Source organism: Arthrobacter sp. 10T425 (assembly GCF_056393985.1).
On sequence record NZ_JBFTGZ010000003.1, the window covers coordinates 127612 to 143014 of the forward strand.

Annotated in this window: 15 protein-coding genes; 12 read left to right on the plus strand and 3 right to left on the minus strand. The window is 67.9% G+C overall.

The annotated features are described in order from the left end of the window. Positions 1–7 precede the first annotated feature (7 nt). From folB to AC1DDH_RS04895, 8 genes are all read left to right on the plus strand, one after another. Complete coding sequence (folB, locus tag AC1DDH_RS04860; protein ID WP_476849912.1) at positions 8–367, plus strand: dihydroneopterin aldolase; 360 nt, start codon at positions 8–10, stop codon at positions 365–367. Further along, positions 364–933 (plus strand): 2-amino-4-hydroxy-6-hydroxymethyldihydropteridine diphosphokinase, encoded by a 570-nt coding sequence (gene folK, locus AC1DDH_RS04865; protein ID WP_476870204.1) that lies wholly within the window; start codon positions 364–366, stop codon positions 931–933. Before folB ends, folK begins: the two co-directional genes overlap by 4 nt. Next, positions 930–1454: a DUF3180 domain-containing protein gene (locus tag AC1DDH_RS04870; protein ID WP_223914701.1), complete on the plus strand. Its 525-nt coding sequence runs from the start codon at positions 930–932 to the stop codon at positions 1452–1454. The genes folK and AC1DDH_RS04870 overlap by 4 nt, the downstream gene beginning before the upstream one ends. Beyond that, complete coding sequence (locus AC1DDH_RS04875; RefSeq protein WP_476859510.1) at positions 1435–1947, plus strand: PH domain-containing protein; 513 nt, start codon at positions 1435–1437, stop codon at positions 1945–1947. The genes AC1DDH_RS04870 and AC1DDH_RS04875 overlap by 20 nt, the downstream gene beginning before the upstream one ends. Before the next feature lie 18 nt (positions 1948–1965). Then, positions 1966–3564 (plus strand): PH domain-containing protein, encoded by a 1599-nt coding sequence (locus AC1DDH_RS04880; RefSeq protein ID WP_476873314.1) that lies wholly within the window; start codon positions 1966–1968, stop codon positions 3562–3564. Beyond that, complete coding sequence (locus AC1DDH_RS04885; protein ID WP_476954954.1) at positions 3557–4477, plus strand: Rossmann-like and DUF2520 domain-containing protein; 921 nt, start codon at positions 3557–3559, stop codon at positions 4475–4477. Before AC1DDH_RS04880 ends, AC1DDH_RS04885 begins: the two co-directional genes overlap by 8 nt. Before the next feature lies 1 nt (position 4478). Beyond that, on the plus strand, positions 4479–5381 hold the full coding sequence (gene panC, locus AC1DDH_RS04890) for a pantoate--beta-alanine ligase (RefSeq protein WP_476954955.1): 903 nt from the start codon (positions 4479–4481) through the stop codon (positions 5379–5381). A 183-nt stretch (positions 5382–5564) separates the two neighbouring features. Beyond that, positions 5565–7082 (plus strand): MDR family MFS transporter, encoded by a 1518-nt coding sequence (locus AC1DDH_RS04895; protein ID WP_476954956.1) that lies wholly within the window; start codon positions 5565–5567, stop codon positions 7080–7082. 102 nt (positions 7083–7184) lie between these two features. On the opposite strand, the gene AC1DDH_RS04900 is transcribed toward AC1DDH_RS04895, so the two are convergent. From AC1DDH_RS04900 to AC1DDH_RS04910, 3 genes are all read right to left on the minus strand, one after another. Then, positions 7185–8018, minus strand: coding sequence for an alpha/beta fold hydrolase (locus AC1DDH_RS04900; RefSeq protein ID WP_028276921.1), 834 nt, complete (start codon positions 8016–8018; stop codon positions 7185–7187). Between the two features lie 154 nt (positions 8019–8172). After that, the gene (locus AC1DDH_RS04905) at positions 8173–8799 is read right to left on the minus strand and encodes a thymidine kinase (protein WP_028276920.1); all 627 of its coding nucleotides are present in this window, start codon (positions 8797–8799) and stop codon (positions 8173–8175) included. 56 nt (positions 8800–8855) lie between these two features. Beyond that, positions 8856–9833, minus strand: coding sequence for an alpha/beta fold hydrolase (locus AC1DDH_RS04910; RefSeq protein ID WP_476954957.1), 978 nt, complete (start codon positions 9831–9833; stop codon positions 8856–8858). A gap of 100 nt (positions 9834–9933) precedes the next feature. On the opposite strand from AC1DDH_RS04910, the gene lysS reads away from it, so the two are divergent. The 4 genes from lysS (at position 9934) to AC1DDH_RS04930 (ending at position 15201) form a co-directional block, all read left to right on the plus strand. Next, entirely contained in the window at positions 9934–11466 is a 1533-nt protein-coding gene (lysS, locus tag AC1DDH_RS04915; RefSeq protein WP_223914694.1) for a lysine--tRNA ligase, read from the plus strand. Positions 11467–11468: 2 nt separating this feature from the next. Continuing rightward, positions 11469–11639 (plus strand): hypothetical protein, encoded by a 171-nt coding sequence (locus tag AC1DDH_RS04920; RefSeq protein ID WP_223914693.1) that lies wholly within the window; start codon positions 11469–11471, stop codon positions 11637–11639. Between the two features lie 152 nt (positions 11640–11791). Then, positions 11792–12118 carry a histone-like nucleoid-structuring protein Lsr2 gene (locus tag AC1DDH_RS04925; RefSeq protein ID WP_028276918.1) on the plus strand — a complete coding sequence of 109 codons (327 nt, stop codon included), beginning with the start codon at positions 11792–11794 and terminating at the stop codon, positions 12116–12118. Positions 12119–12708: 590 nt separating this feature from the next. Then, a complete protein-coding gene (locus AC1DDH_RS04930) occupies positions 12709–15201 on the plus strand; it encodes an ATP-dependent Clp protease ATP-binding subunit (RefSeq protein ID WP_028276917.1) in 2493 nt (830 codons plus the stop codon). Positions 15202–15403 lie beyond the last annotated feature (202 nt).

The following is a 15403-nucleotide window of genomic DNA, read 5'->3' on the forward strand; positions in this document are numbered from 1 at the left end:
CGGCACCATGGATCAGATCACGCTGAGCGGCGTCACCGCCGTCGGCCATCACGGTGTGTTCGATTTTGAGCGCCGCGACGGGCAGCCCTTCGTCGTCGACGCGGTGCTGCACCTGGACTTCAGCAAAGCGGCCGCTTCCGACGACGTCCTGGACACCGCGCATTACGGCGAGGTGGCCAACTGCATCCGGGACTGGATCACGGGTGAGCCGCTGAACCTGATCGAGGCCCTCGCGGTGCGGATTGCCGAGGACATCCTGCAGAAATTCGCCGTCGACGCCGTGGACATCACCGTGCACAAGCCCAAGGCCCCGATCGAAGTCGACTTTGGCGACGTCGCCGTCAGCGTGCACCGGAGACGGACGTGAGCCCGCTCTACACCCGTGCCGTGATCGCGCTCGGCAGCAACCTGGGGGAGCGCAGCGACACCCTGTCCGCCGCCGTCGCGGACCTCGTCGACCCGCCGGAGGTGCGCCTGCTCGCCATCTCGCCGATCGTCCAGACCAAGGCCGTGGGAGGCCCGCCGGACCAGCCTGACTTCCTGAACATGGTGATTGCCGTCGAGACGTCGCTGCCGCCGCGCGGTCTGCTCGAGCACTGCCACGACGTGGAGCAGAAGCATTTGCGCGTGCGCGAGGTCCGGTGGGGGCCGCGGACCCTGGACGTGGACATCATCACGTACGGGGATGTGGTCAGCTCCGATCCCGAGCTCACTCTGCCCCACCCCCGGGCCGCGGAACGGGCGTTCGTGCTCTACCCGTGGTCGCTGATCGATCCCGCGGCGGAGCTCAACGGCGAACGCGTGGGCGACCTCGCGGCGAAAGCCGCCGATTTCGCCGGCCTTGCCACCTTTGACGGCTTCCAGAACCCCGCCGCAGGGGATGTCACTGCCACGGAGATCACCGGCGTGCCCGGTGCGGCGGAGCGGCCGTGAAGCTGACCAGCCCCCTGCTCCTGCTGGCCATTTGCGTGGTCCTGGCCGTGGCCGGCTGGTTCGCCACCATGCTCTCCGGCCGCTACGGCCTGGCCACCCCGGTGCTGCCGCTGACGGGCCTGGTGACCATGGGCGTGATCGTGGCCCTCACGCTGGTGCTGGGCATCCGCGTGCTCCGGTGGCGCAACGGCAAGAAGAAGAAAATCCTCAACCCCATCCTGGCTGCCTGGACCCTGGTCCTCGCGCAGGCCTGCGCCTACACCGGGTCGGTCCTGCTGGGCTGGCATGCGGGAATCGTGGTGGAGCAACTGCGGCTGTGGAACCTGCGCAGCAACCAGGAGATCACCTGGCAGGCCCTGGCCATGGCTGGCGGCGGACTGATCATGGTGATCGTCGGGCTCGTCGTCGAGCGGTTCTGCCGGATTCCCCCCGAGGACGGCGACGCCGAATCCCGGCCCGGCGTGCAGGGAAAGCGCAGCAAGCCCTCGGCGGAAGGCGAATATGCCTACCGAAGCGATTGATCCTCCGGGCATCGACTGGCTCCGGGTGTCCCCGAAGTACGTCACGGTGCGCCTCGCGGGATGGGCGCTGGGAACCCTGGTCGCGGTGGCTCTGCTGTCGCTTCCCCTAATCCTGGTGCTGACCGGCGTGTGGACCTGGCTGCCTGTCTGGCTGGCCGTCGCCCTGCCCGCTGTCGCGCTGCTGCTGGCCCTGTGGCGGCTCGCGCTGATTCCCCGGCAGGTGCGCTCGATCGGCTACGCCGAGCGTGATGATGACCTCCTGATCCGGCGCGGCATTTTCTTCCAGCGCACGCTCGTGGTTCCTTACGGGCGGATGCAGTACGTGGACATCGCGGTGGGCCCGGTCGAACGCCAGCTGGGCCTGTGCACACTGAAACTGCACACCGCGGCCGCCGCGACCAGCGCCGAGATTCCCGGGCTGCCCGCGAGCGAAGGCGCCCGGCTCCGCGAACAACTGTCCGCCCGCGGCGAAGCCCGGCTGGCCGGGCTGTGACGGGAAGGCCGTGACGGGATGGCGCTGACACCGGAGGATGCCGGGCGCGCCGCCGACGGAACCGCCGTCGGCTCCGGTATCGAAGGAACTGCCGACGCCGGCTGGCTGCGCGTGCACCCCGCGTCGCCCTTTGTCCGCGGCTGGGTGGCGCTGGCTGCACTGCTGTTCTTTTTTGGACGCGACAGTTTCGAACGGTTCCTGCAGGGCGGCCCGCTCTTTGACGAGCGGCTGGCCGGACGGGCGCCCTGGCTGCTCCTCGGCGGCGGCGCCCTGATTCTGCTGACCGTTCTCGGCTACGTCCTGAGCTGGTACTTCACCCGCTACCAGGTGGCCGGCGGCTACGTCCGCGTCAACACCGGTTTCCTGTTCAAGCAGCAGCGGCAGGCCAGGCTGGACCGGGTGCAGGCGATCGACGTCGTGCAACCCCTGCTGGCACGGATCTTCGGACTGGCTGAATTGCGGTTCGAAGTCGCCGACGCCGGCCAGTCCGCGGTGCGCCTGGCGTACCTGCGCGCGGACGAGGCCCGGCAGCTCCGCGCGACAATCCTGGCCCGCGCCTCCGGTGCCGCGGGCGGGACGCCGGCGCGGGAGCCGGGAGACCCGGAGTCCGGAGAGCCGGCGGCCGCCGCCGTGGAAGCCCCCGAACAGGCCGTGCTCACCGTGCCGCCGCCGCGCCTGGTGGGCTCGCTGCTCCTGAGCGAACAAAGTGTCGTGATCCTGGCTGGCGGCATTGCCTCGGTGATGCTCTCCGCCGTCACGGAAAACCGGAACTTCACGGTCTTCCTGATCCCAGCCGCAATCGGGCTCATCGCCTCCTACTGGTCCTCGTTCAACAAGGGCTACAACTTCACCGCCGCCATTTCCCCGGACGGCATCCGGCTGCGCTACGGCCTGCTGGACACGCAGGCGCAGACCGTTCCGCCGGGCAGGATCCAGGCGCTGAAGGTCAGCCAGCCGCCGCTGTGGCGGATGTTCGGCTGGTACCGGATCCAGGTCAACGTGGCCGGCTACGGCCTGGCCGGCAGCGCCGGCGAAGGATCGGCCCGGACCACGCTGCTTCCGGTGGGATACCTCGGCGACGTCATGGACATCCTCTCCCTGGTGCTCCCGGATCCCGGGACCCAGGACCCGGTGGGGCTGTTCACCGCGGGGATCACCGGCCTCGCGGACCCTGCCGGGACCCCGGGCAGCCCAGCAGGGAAGGCCGCCGACGGCGGCTTCGTCACCAGCCCGCGCCGGGCCCGGTTCCTGGCGCCGCTGGGCTGGCGCCGCAACGGCTTCGCGGCAACGGAGACCGCCCTGCTCCTGAGGTCGGGCCGCTGGTGGCGGAACTTCGTGGTGGTGCCGCACCAGCGCACCCAGTCCATGGCGCTCCAGCAGGGCCCGCTCGCCCGGCGGTTCCGGGTGGCCGACCTGGTCCTGCACACCACGGCGGGTCCGGTGGCCCCGCGGCTCATCCAGGCCGGCCTCGACGAAGCCCGGGCACTGTTCGATGCCCAGTCGGCCCGTGCCCGTGCCGCGCGCAAGCACCAGAAGAGCGAACACTGGCTGGAGCCGGCGGCCCAGCCGGCCGCACCACCCGCAGAAGACCACCAGGAAGGCCCGCATCATGGCTAAACCAGGACGCCTCGGCGTCGGAATCATTGGCGCGGGGAAGGTCGGAGCCGTCCTGGGGGCGGCGCTGCGCGGAGCCGAGCACGCCGTCATCGGGGCGTCGGCCGTTTCGGACGCCAGCAAAGAACGCGTCGAAACGCTCCTGCCCGGCGTCCCGATCCTGGACGTGCAGGACATCGTGGAGCGGGCCGAACTGGTCCTCCTCGCCGTCCCGGACGATGCCCTGGGCCCGCTCGTGGAGGGCCTCGCGAAGCTCGGGGCCTGGCAGCCGGGCCAGCTGGTGGCCCACACCTCGGGCCGCTTCGGCGTCGGCATCCTGCACCCGGTCCGCGCCGCGGGTGCCATCCCGCTGGCGCTGCACCCGGCCATGACCTTCACCGGCATGAGCCTGGACCTCACCCGGCTGCTGGACTGCACCTTCGGTGTCACGGCCGACGCCGCGATGCTGCCGATCGCCCAGGCACTCGTCGTCGAAATGGGCGCCGAGCCCGTCGCGATCGCCGAGGCAGACCGCGTCCTCTACCACGCTGCCCTCGCGCACGGCTCCAACCACCTGGTCACGCTCGTGGCGCAGGCCTCGCAGCTACTCCGCGACGTCGGCGTCGACGCCCCGGACCGGATGCTGGGCCCGCTGCTGCGCGCCACCCTCGAGAACGCCCTCGCCTCCGGCGAAACGGCCCTGACCGGGCCCGTGGCCCGCGGCGACACCGGCACGGTGGCCGCGCACGCCGGCGCCCTCCGCGAGTACGACGGCGGCGCCGCCGGCGATATTCTTGAGGCGTACCTGGCCATGGCCCGGGCGACAGCCCGCCGGGCAGGAAGCCGCGGACTGCTGAAGCCGGAACAACTCGACGGCATCGAACAGGCGCTCGGCGGCCCCGGCCAGAACGGGACGCCCGCCCCGGAAGGACCCTGACATGGCAATCCAACTCGTCACCACAGCTGCCCAGTTCCGCGCCGCAAGCGCCCGGCTGCTGGCACAGAAAGGCGGCACGTCCCAGGGCCTCGTGCCCACCATGGGCGCCCTGCACGAGGGACATGCCCAGCTGGCCCGGACGGCCGTCGCCCAGAACGACGTCGTGGCGGCCACCATCTTCGTCAACCCGCTTCAGTTTGGCGAGGCCGCGGACCTCGAACGCTACCCCCGGACGCTCGACGCCGACCTCGCGCTGCTCGACGCCGAAGGGGTGGACCTGGCGTTCGCGCCGGGTGTTGAGGAGGTCTACCCCGGCGGGGCACCCCTCGTGCGGATCACGGCGGGACCCCTGGGCGAAAAATGGGAAGGCGCGTCCCGGCCAGGGCACTTCGACGGCGCGCTGACCGTCGTCGCGAAACTGCTCCACTACGGCATCCCTGGGGCCGGCCTGCCCGGTGGCGGCCAGCCCGCGTACCGCGCCTATTTCGGCCAGAAGGACGCGCAGCAGCTGGCCCTGGTCCAGCGCATGGTGGCTGACCTGGATTTTCCCGTGGAGATCGTGCCGGTGCCCATTGTGCGCTCGGCCGACGGCTTGGCGCTGTCCAGCCGCAACCGCTTCCTCTCCGAAGACCAGCGCGAGGCGGCCCTGGTGCTCTCCCGCGCACTGCGGCTCATCGAGGAGCGCGCCAACGCCCATGAGCCGCTGGACATCGAATCGGCGCAGGCCCTCGTCCGGTCCCAGCCGCTCGTGGAGCTGGACTATTTCGAGGTAGTGGATCCGCGCACCCTCGAGCCCCTCGCGGAGAACTGCCGGGACACCCCGTTCCGCGGCGAGGGGCTGGCGATTATCGCCGCCACGGTCGGCCCCGTCCGCCTCATCGACAACGTGCCCCTGAATTCCTAGCCCCCAGCCCCACCACAAAGCAACGCGGGGTCAGTTACGGCCCATGCCGCCGCCCGTCATGGGCCGTAACTGACCCCGCGTTGCTTTCGCGGTGACGGGAATGCCCCCGGGCCCTAGACTGTTGGAACCTGCAGCAGCGCCGACGCTCGCCGGACCCACACCAAACTCCCTGAGGGAATTCCCATGTCAACAGACGTCTCTTCCAACGCCTCTGGCGATCCCGCACCGGGCGCTGCCCCCGCCGTCGCCGCGCAGAACGTGCCAGCCACGCCGGCCGCGCCCGCGGCATCCACCGCGCCCACTGCGCCGGCAAAGATGCCCCGGGAGTCCGTGGCCATCATCGCCACGCTGCTGGTGGCCACCTTCGTCGTGATCCTCAACGAGACCATCATGAACGTGGCCCTGCAACGGCTGATGGTGGACCTGAACATCGATGCGCCCACCGTGCAGTGGCTGTCCACCGGTTTCATGCTCACCATGGCCGTCGTGATCCCCACCACCGGATTCATCCTGCAGCGGCTGACCACCCGTGCAGTGTTCATGCTGGCCATGGGACTGTTCTCCGGCGGCACCCTGCTGGCCGCCCTCGCGCCGGGCTTCGAAGTCCTGCTGCTGGCCCGCATCGTCCAGGCCGGCGGCACCGCCATCATGCTGCCGCTCCTGATGACCACCATCCTCACGCTCGTGCCGCTGGAGCGCCGCGGCGCCGTCATGGGCAACGTCAGCATCGCCATTTCCGTCGCGCCGGCACTGGGTCCGACAGTTTCCGGCCTGATCCTCCAGCATTTTTCCTGGCGGTTCATGTTCGTCTTCGTACTGCCGATCGCCCTCGCCGCACTGGCCATCGGGGCCAGGTACCTGACCAACATCGGCGAAACCGAGAAAACCCGGCTCGACGCCCTCTCCGTGGTGCTCACGGTCCCCGCCTTCGGCGGCCTGGTTTACGGCCTGAGCCAGATCGGCGGCGGCCAGGCCGGCTCCCGCACCCCCGCCGTGATGGCCCTGGCCGTCGGTGTGCTGGCCCTGGCAGCGTTCGTCCTGCGCCAGCTGAAGCTGCAGAAGACCGGCGGGCCCCTGCTGGACCTGCGCGCCTTCACCTTCCGGATGTTCACCGTTTCGGTGCTGCTGCTGGTCGTGGCCATGATCGCGCTGTTCGGCGCGGTGATCCTGCTGCCGTTGTACCTGCAGGAGATCCGCGGCCTGACGTCCCTCGAGACCGGCCTGGTGCTGCTGCCCGGCGGCCTCGCCATGGGCCTGCTGGGGCCCTTCATCGGCCGCGTATTCGACAAGGTCGGGCCCCTGCCGCTGACAGTGACGGGCTCGATCATGATGGTGCTCTCGCTCTGGCAGTTTTCCATGCTGGACGCCACGTCGCCGCTGGGGTGGATCATCGCCCTGCACGTGACACTGAGCCTGGGCCTGGCGCTGCTGTTCACTCCCGCGTTCACGACCGGGCTGAACCCGCTGCCGCCGCACCTGTACTCCCACGGCTCGGCCATCATGAGCACACTGCAGCAGGTGGCCGGTGCCGCCGGCACGGCGCTGCTGGTCTCGATCTACGCTTTCGTGGCCGTTGCCTCGGGCATGGTCGCCGGCATGCATGCTGCCTTCCTGACGGCGGCCGTCATAGCCGTCGCCGCCGTCGTGCTGTCCGCCATGATGCGCAAAACCGAAGGCGCGGCACACGCGGCCGCCCACTAGCTGCAATTAACAAACAACGCGGGGTCCCTTAGCGCCGGTCTGAGCCTCCGGAATGGGCGCTAAGTGACCCCGCGTTGCTTGTAGGGCGTTGCGTGTTGCGGGTCAGCCTGCGTAAAACGCGCTGAGCTCGGCGATCAGCTTGTCCGGCGCCTTGTTGACACCGTCATGTCCCATGCCGGGCAGGATTGTGTAGCTGGAGCCGGAGAGGACATCGTGGATCTGGGCGCAGGCCACCCCGAAATAGGCCGGGCTCTTCTCGCCCACGATGATCAGCGTTTCCAGCGGCAGTTCCAGGAAGGGTTCGGCCGGCATGTCCGCGGCGATGATCGCCTTGATCTCGCGGACGCCGGTCTGCATGAGGTCGCGCAGCTGCTTGCCGATCGGGGTGCCAGCCGAAAGCTTGTTCGCCAGCGTCAGCATGGACAGCGGCATCCGGGACAGGGCGCTGCCGGTCTCCAGGCCCTTGAGCAGGACGGCGAGGGCGCGGTCGTCGTCGCCGGCTGCGGTCGCCCGCTCGTATTCGGGCGTCCAGTCCGCCGTGACGCTGTGGTTGACGGACACGGCGGGGTCGTACACGGCCAGCCGTTCCACCGGCAGGGTGCGGGCCGCGTGCAGGGCCACTGCCCCGCCGAAGCTGTGGCCGAAGACGTCCGTGCTGGCGGTGTGCTTCATGACGGCGTCGAGGTCGTGGATGTCCACGTCGAGGGTGTAATCCTCAGGCTGCGGGGAGGACGAGCCGCGGCCGCGACGGTTGAAGGTGTGCACCGGCCGCCCCAGTGACGCGCTGAGTTTCTGCGCGAAACGGGTGTAGTCGGCGGCCGTCACCATCGAGGCCGGCACGACGACGATGCCCGAACCCGCCGAGGCGAGCTCGGCGCCCGTGCTCAAAAGCTCGATCGTTCCGCCGTTGGGGGTTCTGATGTTCTCGCGGGTCATGCTCCGAGCCTAGCCGAGGCCACGCCCCAGTGCAGTAAGCCGCGGTGCACTATGGCGCCAGTCAAGTAGGGCGCAGTCCACTATGACCGCAGTCCAGTATGACCGCAGTTCAGTTGTGGTCCCGTCGCAGCGGCGCTGCATGATCGCGCCGGCGCTAGTTGCCCAGCCGGCCGCCGGAGACCTCGAGGTAGCAGGCGCCGCAGAGCGACTCGTACCAGACGTCCTGGCCATCGATCGCAACCTGGTTCCCGTCGAACACCACGTGGTCCCCGATCCGGCGCGTGTTGAAGATGGCCTTCCGTCCGCAGCGGCAGATGGTCTTGAGCTCTTCGAGGGTGTGCGCGATCTCCAGCAGGCGCAGGGAACCGGGGAACGCGCGGGTCCGGAAGTCGGTGCGGATGCCGTAGGCGAGGACGGGGACGTTGTCCAGGACCGCGATGCGGAAGAGGTCGTCCACCTGCTCCGGTTCCAGGAACTGGGCCTCGTCCACCAGCAGGCAGGCCACCGGCGGGGTGTCCACGTGCTGCAGCAGGGCGTCGGGATCGTCGCCGTGGGCCTGGGCGGTGAACAGGTCGCGGGCCGACGCGCCGGCGGGGATCAGGAAGTCCACCGAACGGGTCATGCCCAGGCGGGACACGACGTCGGAGTCGCCCTTGGTGTCCACGTCCGGCTTGGCCAGCAGGACCCGCTGGCCGCGTTCCTCATAGTTGAAGGCCGCCTGCAGAAGCCCCGTAGATTTGCCGGAGTTCATGGCGCCGTAGCGGAAGTAGAGCTTGGCCAAGGGGGTCCTTTCGAAAGGGTCGCCCCCGATTCTAGCGGTCGGTCGCGTCGCAGCCCTCAGCGGCCGGGCCCACTGCGCCGCCACCGGGCCGGCACGCCCGCGGCTGCAAGGCTGCCGGCCAGGCTGACGGGCGGCGGGGTCGCTGCCCCGGGCCCGCCGTGGAGGAACCGGGCCGTGCGGAGGGCCAGCCGGCTTCCCGGCCGGATGGGGCCTTCGTGGAGCTGCCCGGGGACCACGGCGAAGCTGACCGCGGGGACGGCGTCGGCAAGCTGGCGGCTCGTGTCGGCGAAGTAGCCGGGGCTCCAGCCGCCGCTGAGCATGAGGGTGGGGGTGGTGATGGCGGCAAAATCCTCGAGTTCGGCGTCGGCATCCAGTACCGCGCGCATCTCGGCGACGGCCGTGGGCAGCAGTTGCCGCATTTCGGCGCCGAGCCTGGTCCGGGCCGAGAGGATGCTGAGCATGCGCAGCGCGCCCAAGGGCAGCATGGACACCGGGCCGGCCGTCTCCAGGCCTTGCACCAAATGCGCCCAGGCGTGGTCGAGTTCGCCGGCAGCCACGGACCTTTCCAGTTCGGGCCGCCAGCGCTGGGTGAGGTTCCCGGAGAGGCTCACGGCGGCGTCGTAAGTCACCATCCTGCGGATCTGCAGGCGCCGGGCGGCCTCGAGGGCCACGAACCCGCCATAGCTGTGGGCCACGACGTCGCTGGCGCCGGTCTCGCGGAGCACGGTTGCCAGGTCGGCCACCTCGGTGGCGGCGGAATAGTCGGCCGGCTGGTGCGAGGAACCTGCGCGTCCGCGGCGGTTGTAGCAGTGCACCGGCTGGTCCAGCAGCCGGCAAAGTTTTCGGGCAAAGGACCGGTAGAGCGCATCGGTGATCAGGGTCCCGTGCACGACGACGACGCCGGATCCTTCGCCGCGGGACGCCACGGCGGCGTCGGACGCGGCTGTTCTGCCCGGTGCGTGCCCCGCCGGGCGGATGGTGTGCAGCTCAAGGTGTCCCTTGCCGTCGTCGGTCCTCACTGTCCATGTCTCCACAACTTCGAGTCTATTCCCGCACCCCGTCCGCCTGGCTGCCGCCCGGGCAGAACCGGGCCGGGACCTTCCCGGACGCAAATCGACGGTAAACTTGGGGATTGTGACTTCCCAAAACACCCCCACCCCGAACAACGCCGCCGAGCCGCATGATGCCAGCGAACAGACCCGCATCCGCATGGAGAAGCGCGCCAAGCTGATCGAACGCGGCGTCGAGGCATATCCGGTGGGTGTCGAACGCACGCACTCGCTCACGGAAATCCGGGAGAAATACGCCTACCTGCAGGCCGATGAAACCACTGGCGACGCCGTTGGCGTGACCGGCCGCATCGTCTTCATCCGCAACACGGGCAAACTCTGCTTCGCCACCCTCCAGGAGGGCGGCCTGGACGGGAAGGCCGTGCGGCTGCAGGTCATGCTGAGCCTGGCCAACATCGGTGAGGAGGCGCTCGCGGAGTGGAAGTCTCTCGTGGACCTCGGCGATCACGTCTTCATCAAGGGCGAGGTCATTTCCTCACGCCGCGGCGAACTCTCCGTCATGGCGGATTCCTGGACCATGGCCTCGAAGGCGCTGCGCCCGCTGCCCGTGCTGCACGCCGGGCTGAACGAAGAAACGCGTGTCCGCCAGCGCTACGTGGACCTCATTGTCCGCGACGAGGCCCGCGAGATGGTGTACACCCGCGCCGCGATCACCCGCTCCATCCGCGAAACCCTGCACCGCCAGGGCTACGTTGAGGTGGAAACCCCCATGCTGCAGCTGGTTCACGGCGGCGCCACGGCCCGTCCCTTCGAGACGCACATGAACGCCTTCGACCAGAAGATGACGCTGCGCATCGCTACCGAGCTCTACCTCAAGCGCACGGTGGTCGGCGGGATCGACCGCGTCTACGACATGGGCCGGGTCTTCCGCAACGAGGGCGTGGACTCCACGCACAGCCCCGAGTTCACCACCCTGGAGTCCTACGAGGCGTGGGCGGACCAGTTCGTCATGGCGGACCGGATCAAGGAGATCATCCTGGACGCCGCCGACGCCGCCGGTGTGGGCCGCGTGCTGCAGACCGAAGCCGGGGAGATCAACCTCGACGGCGAATGGACCTGGCTGGCGGTCTACCCGGGGCTGTCCGACTTCGTGGGCCAGGAAGTAACCCCCGACACCCCGGTTGCCGAGCTGCTGGAGCTGGCTGCCAAGCACGAGGTCAAGGTCGACGCCGCCTGGGAAGCCGAGAAGCTCGTCGTCGAACTCTTCGGTGAACTGGTGGAGCCGACGTTGCTCAACCCCACGTTCGTCTACGACTATCCGCCGTCCGCGCAGCCGCTGGCCCGCCAGCACCGCGAAGACGGCCGCCTGATCGAGGCCTGGGACCTCATCATCGGCGGCATGGAGCGGGGCACGGCGTTCTCCGAACTGATCGACCCGGTCATCCAGCGCGAACGCCTCACCGAACAGTCCCGCCGTTCCGCCGCGGGTGACGTGGAGGCAATGCAGCTGGACGAAGACTTCCTCCGTGCGCTCGAGTACGGCGCGCCGCCCATGGGCGGGATCGGCCTCGGCATTGACCGGCTCGTGATGCTCTTCACCGGAGCCGGCATCCGCGAAACGATCCTCTTCCCCCTGCTGAAGCCCGAAGGACACTGAGCATGGACTATATCGCCGTATTGCTGCCCCCCATCGTGGTGGGCCTGCTTTTCTGGTTTGCCATGAAATCCATATTCAATGCCGACAAATCAGAGCGGCAGGCAGAAGCCCGCGCCCATGCCGAGGCCGAAACTAGGGCCAAAGGACCGGAATCCGGGACCCTGGGAAGCTAATTACCCGAAAGAAGTAATAGTTCCCTATTGCCGCCTTAGGTTTTCCTTTGGACAGAGTTTTGCGCTTTGACTCCCTGCTGTAACGCGGAGGATACTTATTCCAGATACATCCTGCTTTTCTAAACGCTCGATCTTTGGAAAGAGAGTCCTTTATGGCACAGAAAGTAAAAATCATCCTCGTTGATGATCTGGATGGGGGATCCGCGGACGAAACTGTCCGGTTTGGCCTTGACGGCGTCAGCTACGAAATTGACCTGTCGTCAAGCAATGCATCAGAACTGCGCTCCGCAGTGGACCGATTTGTGACGCACGCGCGCAAAACGTCAAGCGGACGCGCCACGCGCACGAAAATTTCCAGCGGACGGAATCAGGACTCTGCCCAGATCCGCCAGTGGGCACGGGACAACGGCTATGCGGTAAACAGCCGCGGACGCATCCAGGCTGAAATTCAGGAAGCCTACCAAAAGGCTAATTCCTAGCAGGGCCCGGCGTCAGGCCGCAGTGCCGGGCCCGGCATGTGGGCGCAGTATCAAGCCGCAATCACGTTTCATGCCGTCGTAATCGAGCGTCTGTCAAATGCCAATGCCCCCGTTATCTGACGGGGGCATTGCCATGCCGGCGTCGGTGCGCCCGTCCGGCAGATCGGCCCGCCCGTCCGGCGATGAACAGGCTGCGCCGCCCATGTTCCTCCCCTGCAGCATTTCCAGGCATATGTCCCGCACGAAGTGAACCATTTGCCGACGATGGCCGCTATGGGGCCAGGCTTAGCGGCCATCTTCGTCAATTCGGGCACCTTTGCCATGCCGACGGCGCCCTTCCGTCGGTGCGCCCGTCCACCCGGCTGGCCCGCTTAGCGGCCGGTTGCGCCCGTCCGGAAGGGCCGAATGCGCCCTTCCGGATCGGCCGGTTGCGCCGATCCGGTGGGGTTCCGGGCGGTTCTTGCCCCTTGTCCGGGACCCGGTCCGGGCGCGGTTGCGCAACCCTCCGGTTTCCCCTGTGGCGAACAAGCCCCAAATCTGGAACCCGGCCACGTAGCATCAAAGTACGTCGTAGCTAGGAGTGTGGCGAAATGTTTGAGCGATTTACGGACCGTGCCCGTCGCGTAGTTGTGCTTGCCCAAGAAGAGGCACGCATGCTGAACCACAATTACATTGGTACCGAACACATCCTCTTGGGTCTGATCCATGAGGGTGAAGGTGTTGCCGCCAAAGCCCTTGAATCCTTGAGCATTTCGCTCGACGGTGTCCGCGAGCAGGTCCAGGAGATCATCGGCCAGGGCCAGCAGGCGCCCTCCGGCCACATCCCCTTTACCCCCCGCGCCAAGAAGGTCCTGGAGCTCTCGCTGCGCGAGGCGCTGCAGCTGGGCCATAACTACATTGGTACCGAGCACATCCTCCTCGGCCTTATCCGGGAGGGTGAAGGCGTTGCCGCCCAGGTGCTCGTCAAGCTCGGCGCAGACCTGAACCGGGTCCGCTCGCAGGTCATCCAGCTGCTCTCGGGTTACCAGGGCAAGGAAGCCACGGGCGCCGGTGTCGGCCCCGGGCAGGCTGAGGGGACCCCGGCCGGTTCCGTTGTCCTGGACCAGTTCGGCCGCAACCTGACCCAGGCTGCGCGCGAGAACAAACTGGACCCCGTGATCGGCCGCGAGCAGGAAATGGAACGCGTCATGCAGGTCCTTTCCCGCCGCACCAAGAACAACCCTGTGCTGATCGGTGAGCCCGGCGTCGGCAAGACCGCCGTCGTCGAGGGCCTGGCCCAGGCGATCGTCCGCGGCGATGTCCCGGAGACCATCAAGGACAAGCAGCTTTACACGCTGGACCTCGGGTCCCTCGTGGCCGGCTCCCGCTACCGCGGCGACTTCGAAGAGCGCCTGAAGAAGGTCCTCAAGGAGATCCGCACGCGCGGTGACATCATCCTGTTCATCGATGAGATCCACACCCTGGTGGGCGCCGGTGCCGCCGAAGGCGCCATCGATGCGGCCTCGATCCTGAAGCCCATGCTGGCCCGCGGCGAACTCCAGACCATCGGTGCCACCACGCTGGACGAATACCGCAAGCACATCGAGAAGGATGCCGCGCTGGAGCGCCGCTTCCAGCCGATCCAGGTCAAGGAACCCTCCGTCGCGCACGCGATCGAGATCCTCAAGGGCCTCCGCGACCGGTATGAGGCACACCACCGCGTCACCATCACCGACGGCGCCCTCGCCTCGGCGGCGGCCCTTTCCGAGCGCTACATCTCGGACCGCTTCCTGCCGGACAAGGCGATCGACCTGATCGACGAGGCCGGTGCGCGGTTGCGTATCCGCCGCATGACTGCCCCGCCGGAGCTCAAGATCATGGACGAGAAGATCGCCGCCATGAAGCTGGAGAAGGAATCCGCGATCGACGCGCAGGACTTCGAAGGCGCCGCGTCGCTGCGCGACAAGGAGCAGAAACTCATTGCCGAGCGCGCCGAAAAGGAACGCCAGTGGAAGACCGGCGGCATGGACGACATCTCCGAAGTTGATGAAGACCTCATCGCTGAAGTGCTGGCGAACTCCACCGGCATACCGGTCTTCAAGCTGACCGAGGAAGAGTCCTCGCGCCTGCTGAAGATGGAAGACGAGCTCCACAAGCGCGTGGTCGGCCAGAACGAGGCCATCAAGGCCCTGTCCCAGGCGATCCGGCGCACCCGTGCAGGCCTCAAGGACCCCAAGCGTCCGGGCGGCTCGTTCATCTTCGCCGGCCCCACCGGCGTCGGCAAGACCGAACTGGCCAAGGCCCTCGCCGAGTTCCTGTTCGGCGAGGAAGACGCCCTGATCACCCTGGACATGTCCGAGTACTCGGAGAAGCACACGGTGTCGCGGCTCTTCGGTGCCCCTCCGGGCTACGTGGGCTACGAGGAAGGCGGCCAGCTGACCGAGAAGGTCCGCCGTCGTCCGTTCTCCGTGGTCCTGTTCGACGAAGTGGAGAAGGCGCACGCCGATCTCTTCAACTCGCTCCTGCAGATCCTGGAAGACGGCCGCCTGACCGACTCCCAGGGCCGCGTGGTGGACTTCAAGAACACCGTGATCATCATGACCACGAACCTCGGCACCCGGGACATCTCCAAGAGCGTTGCCACCGGCTTCCAGTCCGGCACGGACACGCAGACCGGCTACAACCGGATGCGGGCCCGGGTCACGGAAGAGCTCAAGCAGCACTTCCGCCCCGAGTTCCTGAACCGTGTTGACGATGTTGTGGTCTTCCCGCAGCTGACGCAGGACGAGATCATCGAGATCGTGGACATGTTCGTCGCCCGCCTGGAGAAGCGCCTCAAGGACAAGGACATGGGCATCGAGCTCACGTCCGCGGCCAAGGTGCTCCTGGCGACCCGCGGCTACGACCCCGCCATGGGTGCCCGGCCGCTGCGCCGCACCATCCAGCGCGAGATCGAGGACCAGCTCTCCGAGAAGATCCTCTTCGGCGAACTGCACTCCGGCGACATCGTCGTGGTGGACGTCGAAGGCGAAGGCGACGACGCGAAGTTCACCTTCGCCGGCAACGCCAAGCCGCGCATCCCGGAGATCGCTCCGAGCGTCTAAGCACCATCAACAACGGCCCCGCTGCCCCGAAAGGGACGGCGGGGCCTTTGCGTTGCCCGCCGTCGTGAACCATTTGCCAGAGATGGCCGCTATGGGACCTGGCTTAGCGGCCATCTTCGGCGGGCGGTGGGCGGTGTCCGTGCTGAAGCGCCAGGGCCCGTCCCGCATGATTCGGGAGCCCTATCTGAAAGCAATGTTTCAC

What these genes read in the sequence shown, in the direction of transcription:
- folB (WP_476849912.1), top strand. Translation starts at nt 8, where the DNA reads ATGGATCAGATCACGCTGAGCGGCGTCACCGCCGTCGGCCATCACGGT.
- AC1DDH_RS04875 (WP_476859510.1), top strand. Translation starts at nt 1,435, where the DNA reads ATGCCTACCGAAGCGATTGATCCTCCGGGCATCGACTGGCTCCGGGTG.
- AC1DDH_RS04880 (WP_476873314.1), top strand. Translation starts at nt 1,966, where the DNA reads ATGGCGCTGACACCGGAGGATGCCGGGCGCGCCGCCGACGGAACCGCC.
- AC1DDH_RS04885 (WP_476954954.1), top strand. Translation starts at nt 3,557, where the DNA reads ATGGCTAAACCAGGACGCCTCGGCGTCGGAATCATTGGCGCGGGGAAG.
- panC (WP_476954955.1), top strand. Translation starts at nt 4,479, where the DNA reads ATGGCAATCCAACTCGTCACCACAGCTGCCCAGTTCCGCGCCGCAAGC.
- AC1DDH_RS04895 (WP_476954956.1), top strand. Translation starts at nt 5,565, where the DNA reads ATGTCAACAGACGTCTCTTCCAACGCCTCTGGCGATCCCGCACCGGGC.
- AC1DDH_RS04900 (WP_028276921.1), bottom strand. Translation starts at nt 8,018, where the DNA reads ATGACCCGCGAGAACATCAGAACCCCCAACGGCGGAACGATCGAGCTT.
- AC1DDH_RS04920 (WP_223914693.1), top strand. Translation starts at nt 11,469, where the DNA reads ATGGACTATATCGCCGTATTGCTGCCCCCCATCGTGGTGGGCCTGCTT.
- AC1DDH_RS04925 (WP_028276918.1), top strand. Translation starts at nt 11,792, where the DNA reads ATGGCACAGAAAGTAAAAATCATCCTCGTTGATGATCTGGATGGGGGA.
- AC1DDH_RS04930 (WP_028276917.1), top strand. Translation starts at nt 12,709, where the DNA reads ATGTTTGAGCGATTTACGGACCGTGCCCGTCGCGTAGTTGTGCTTGCC.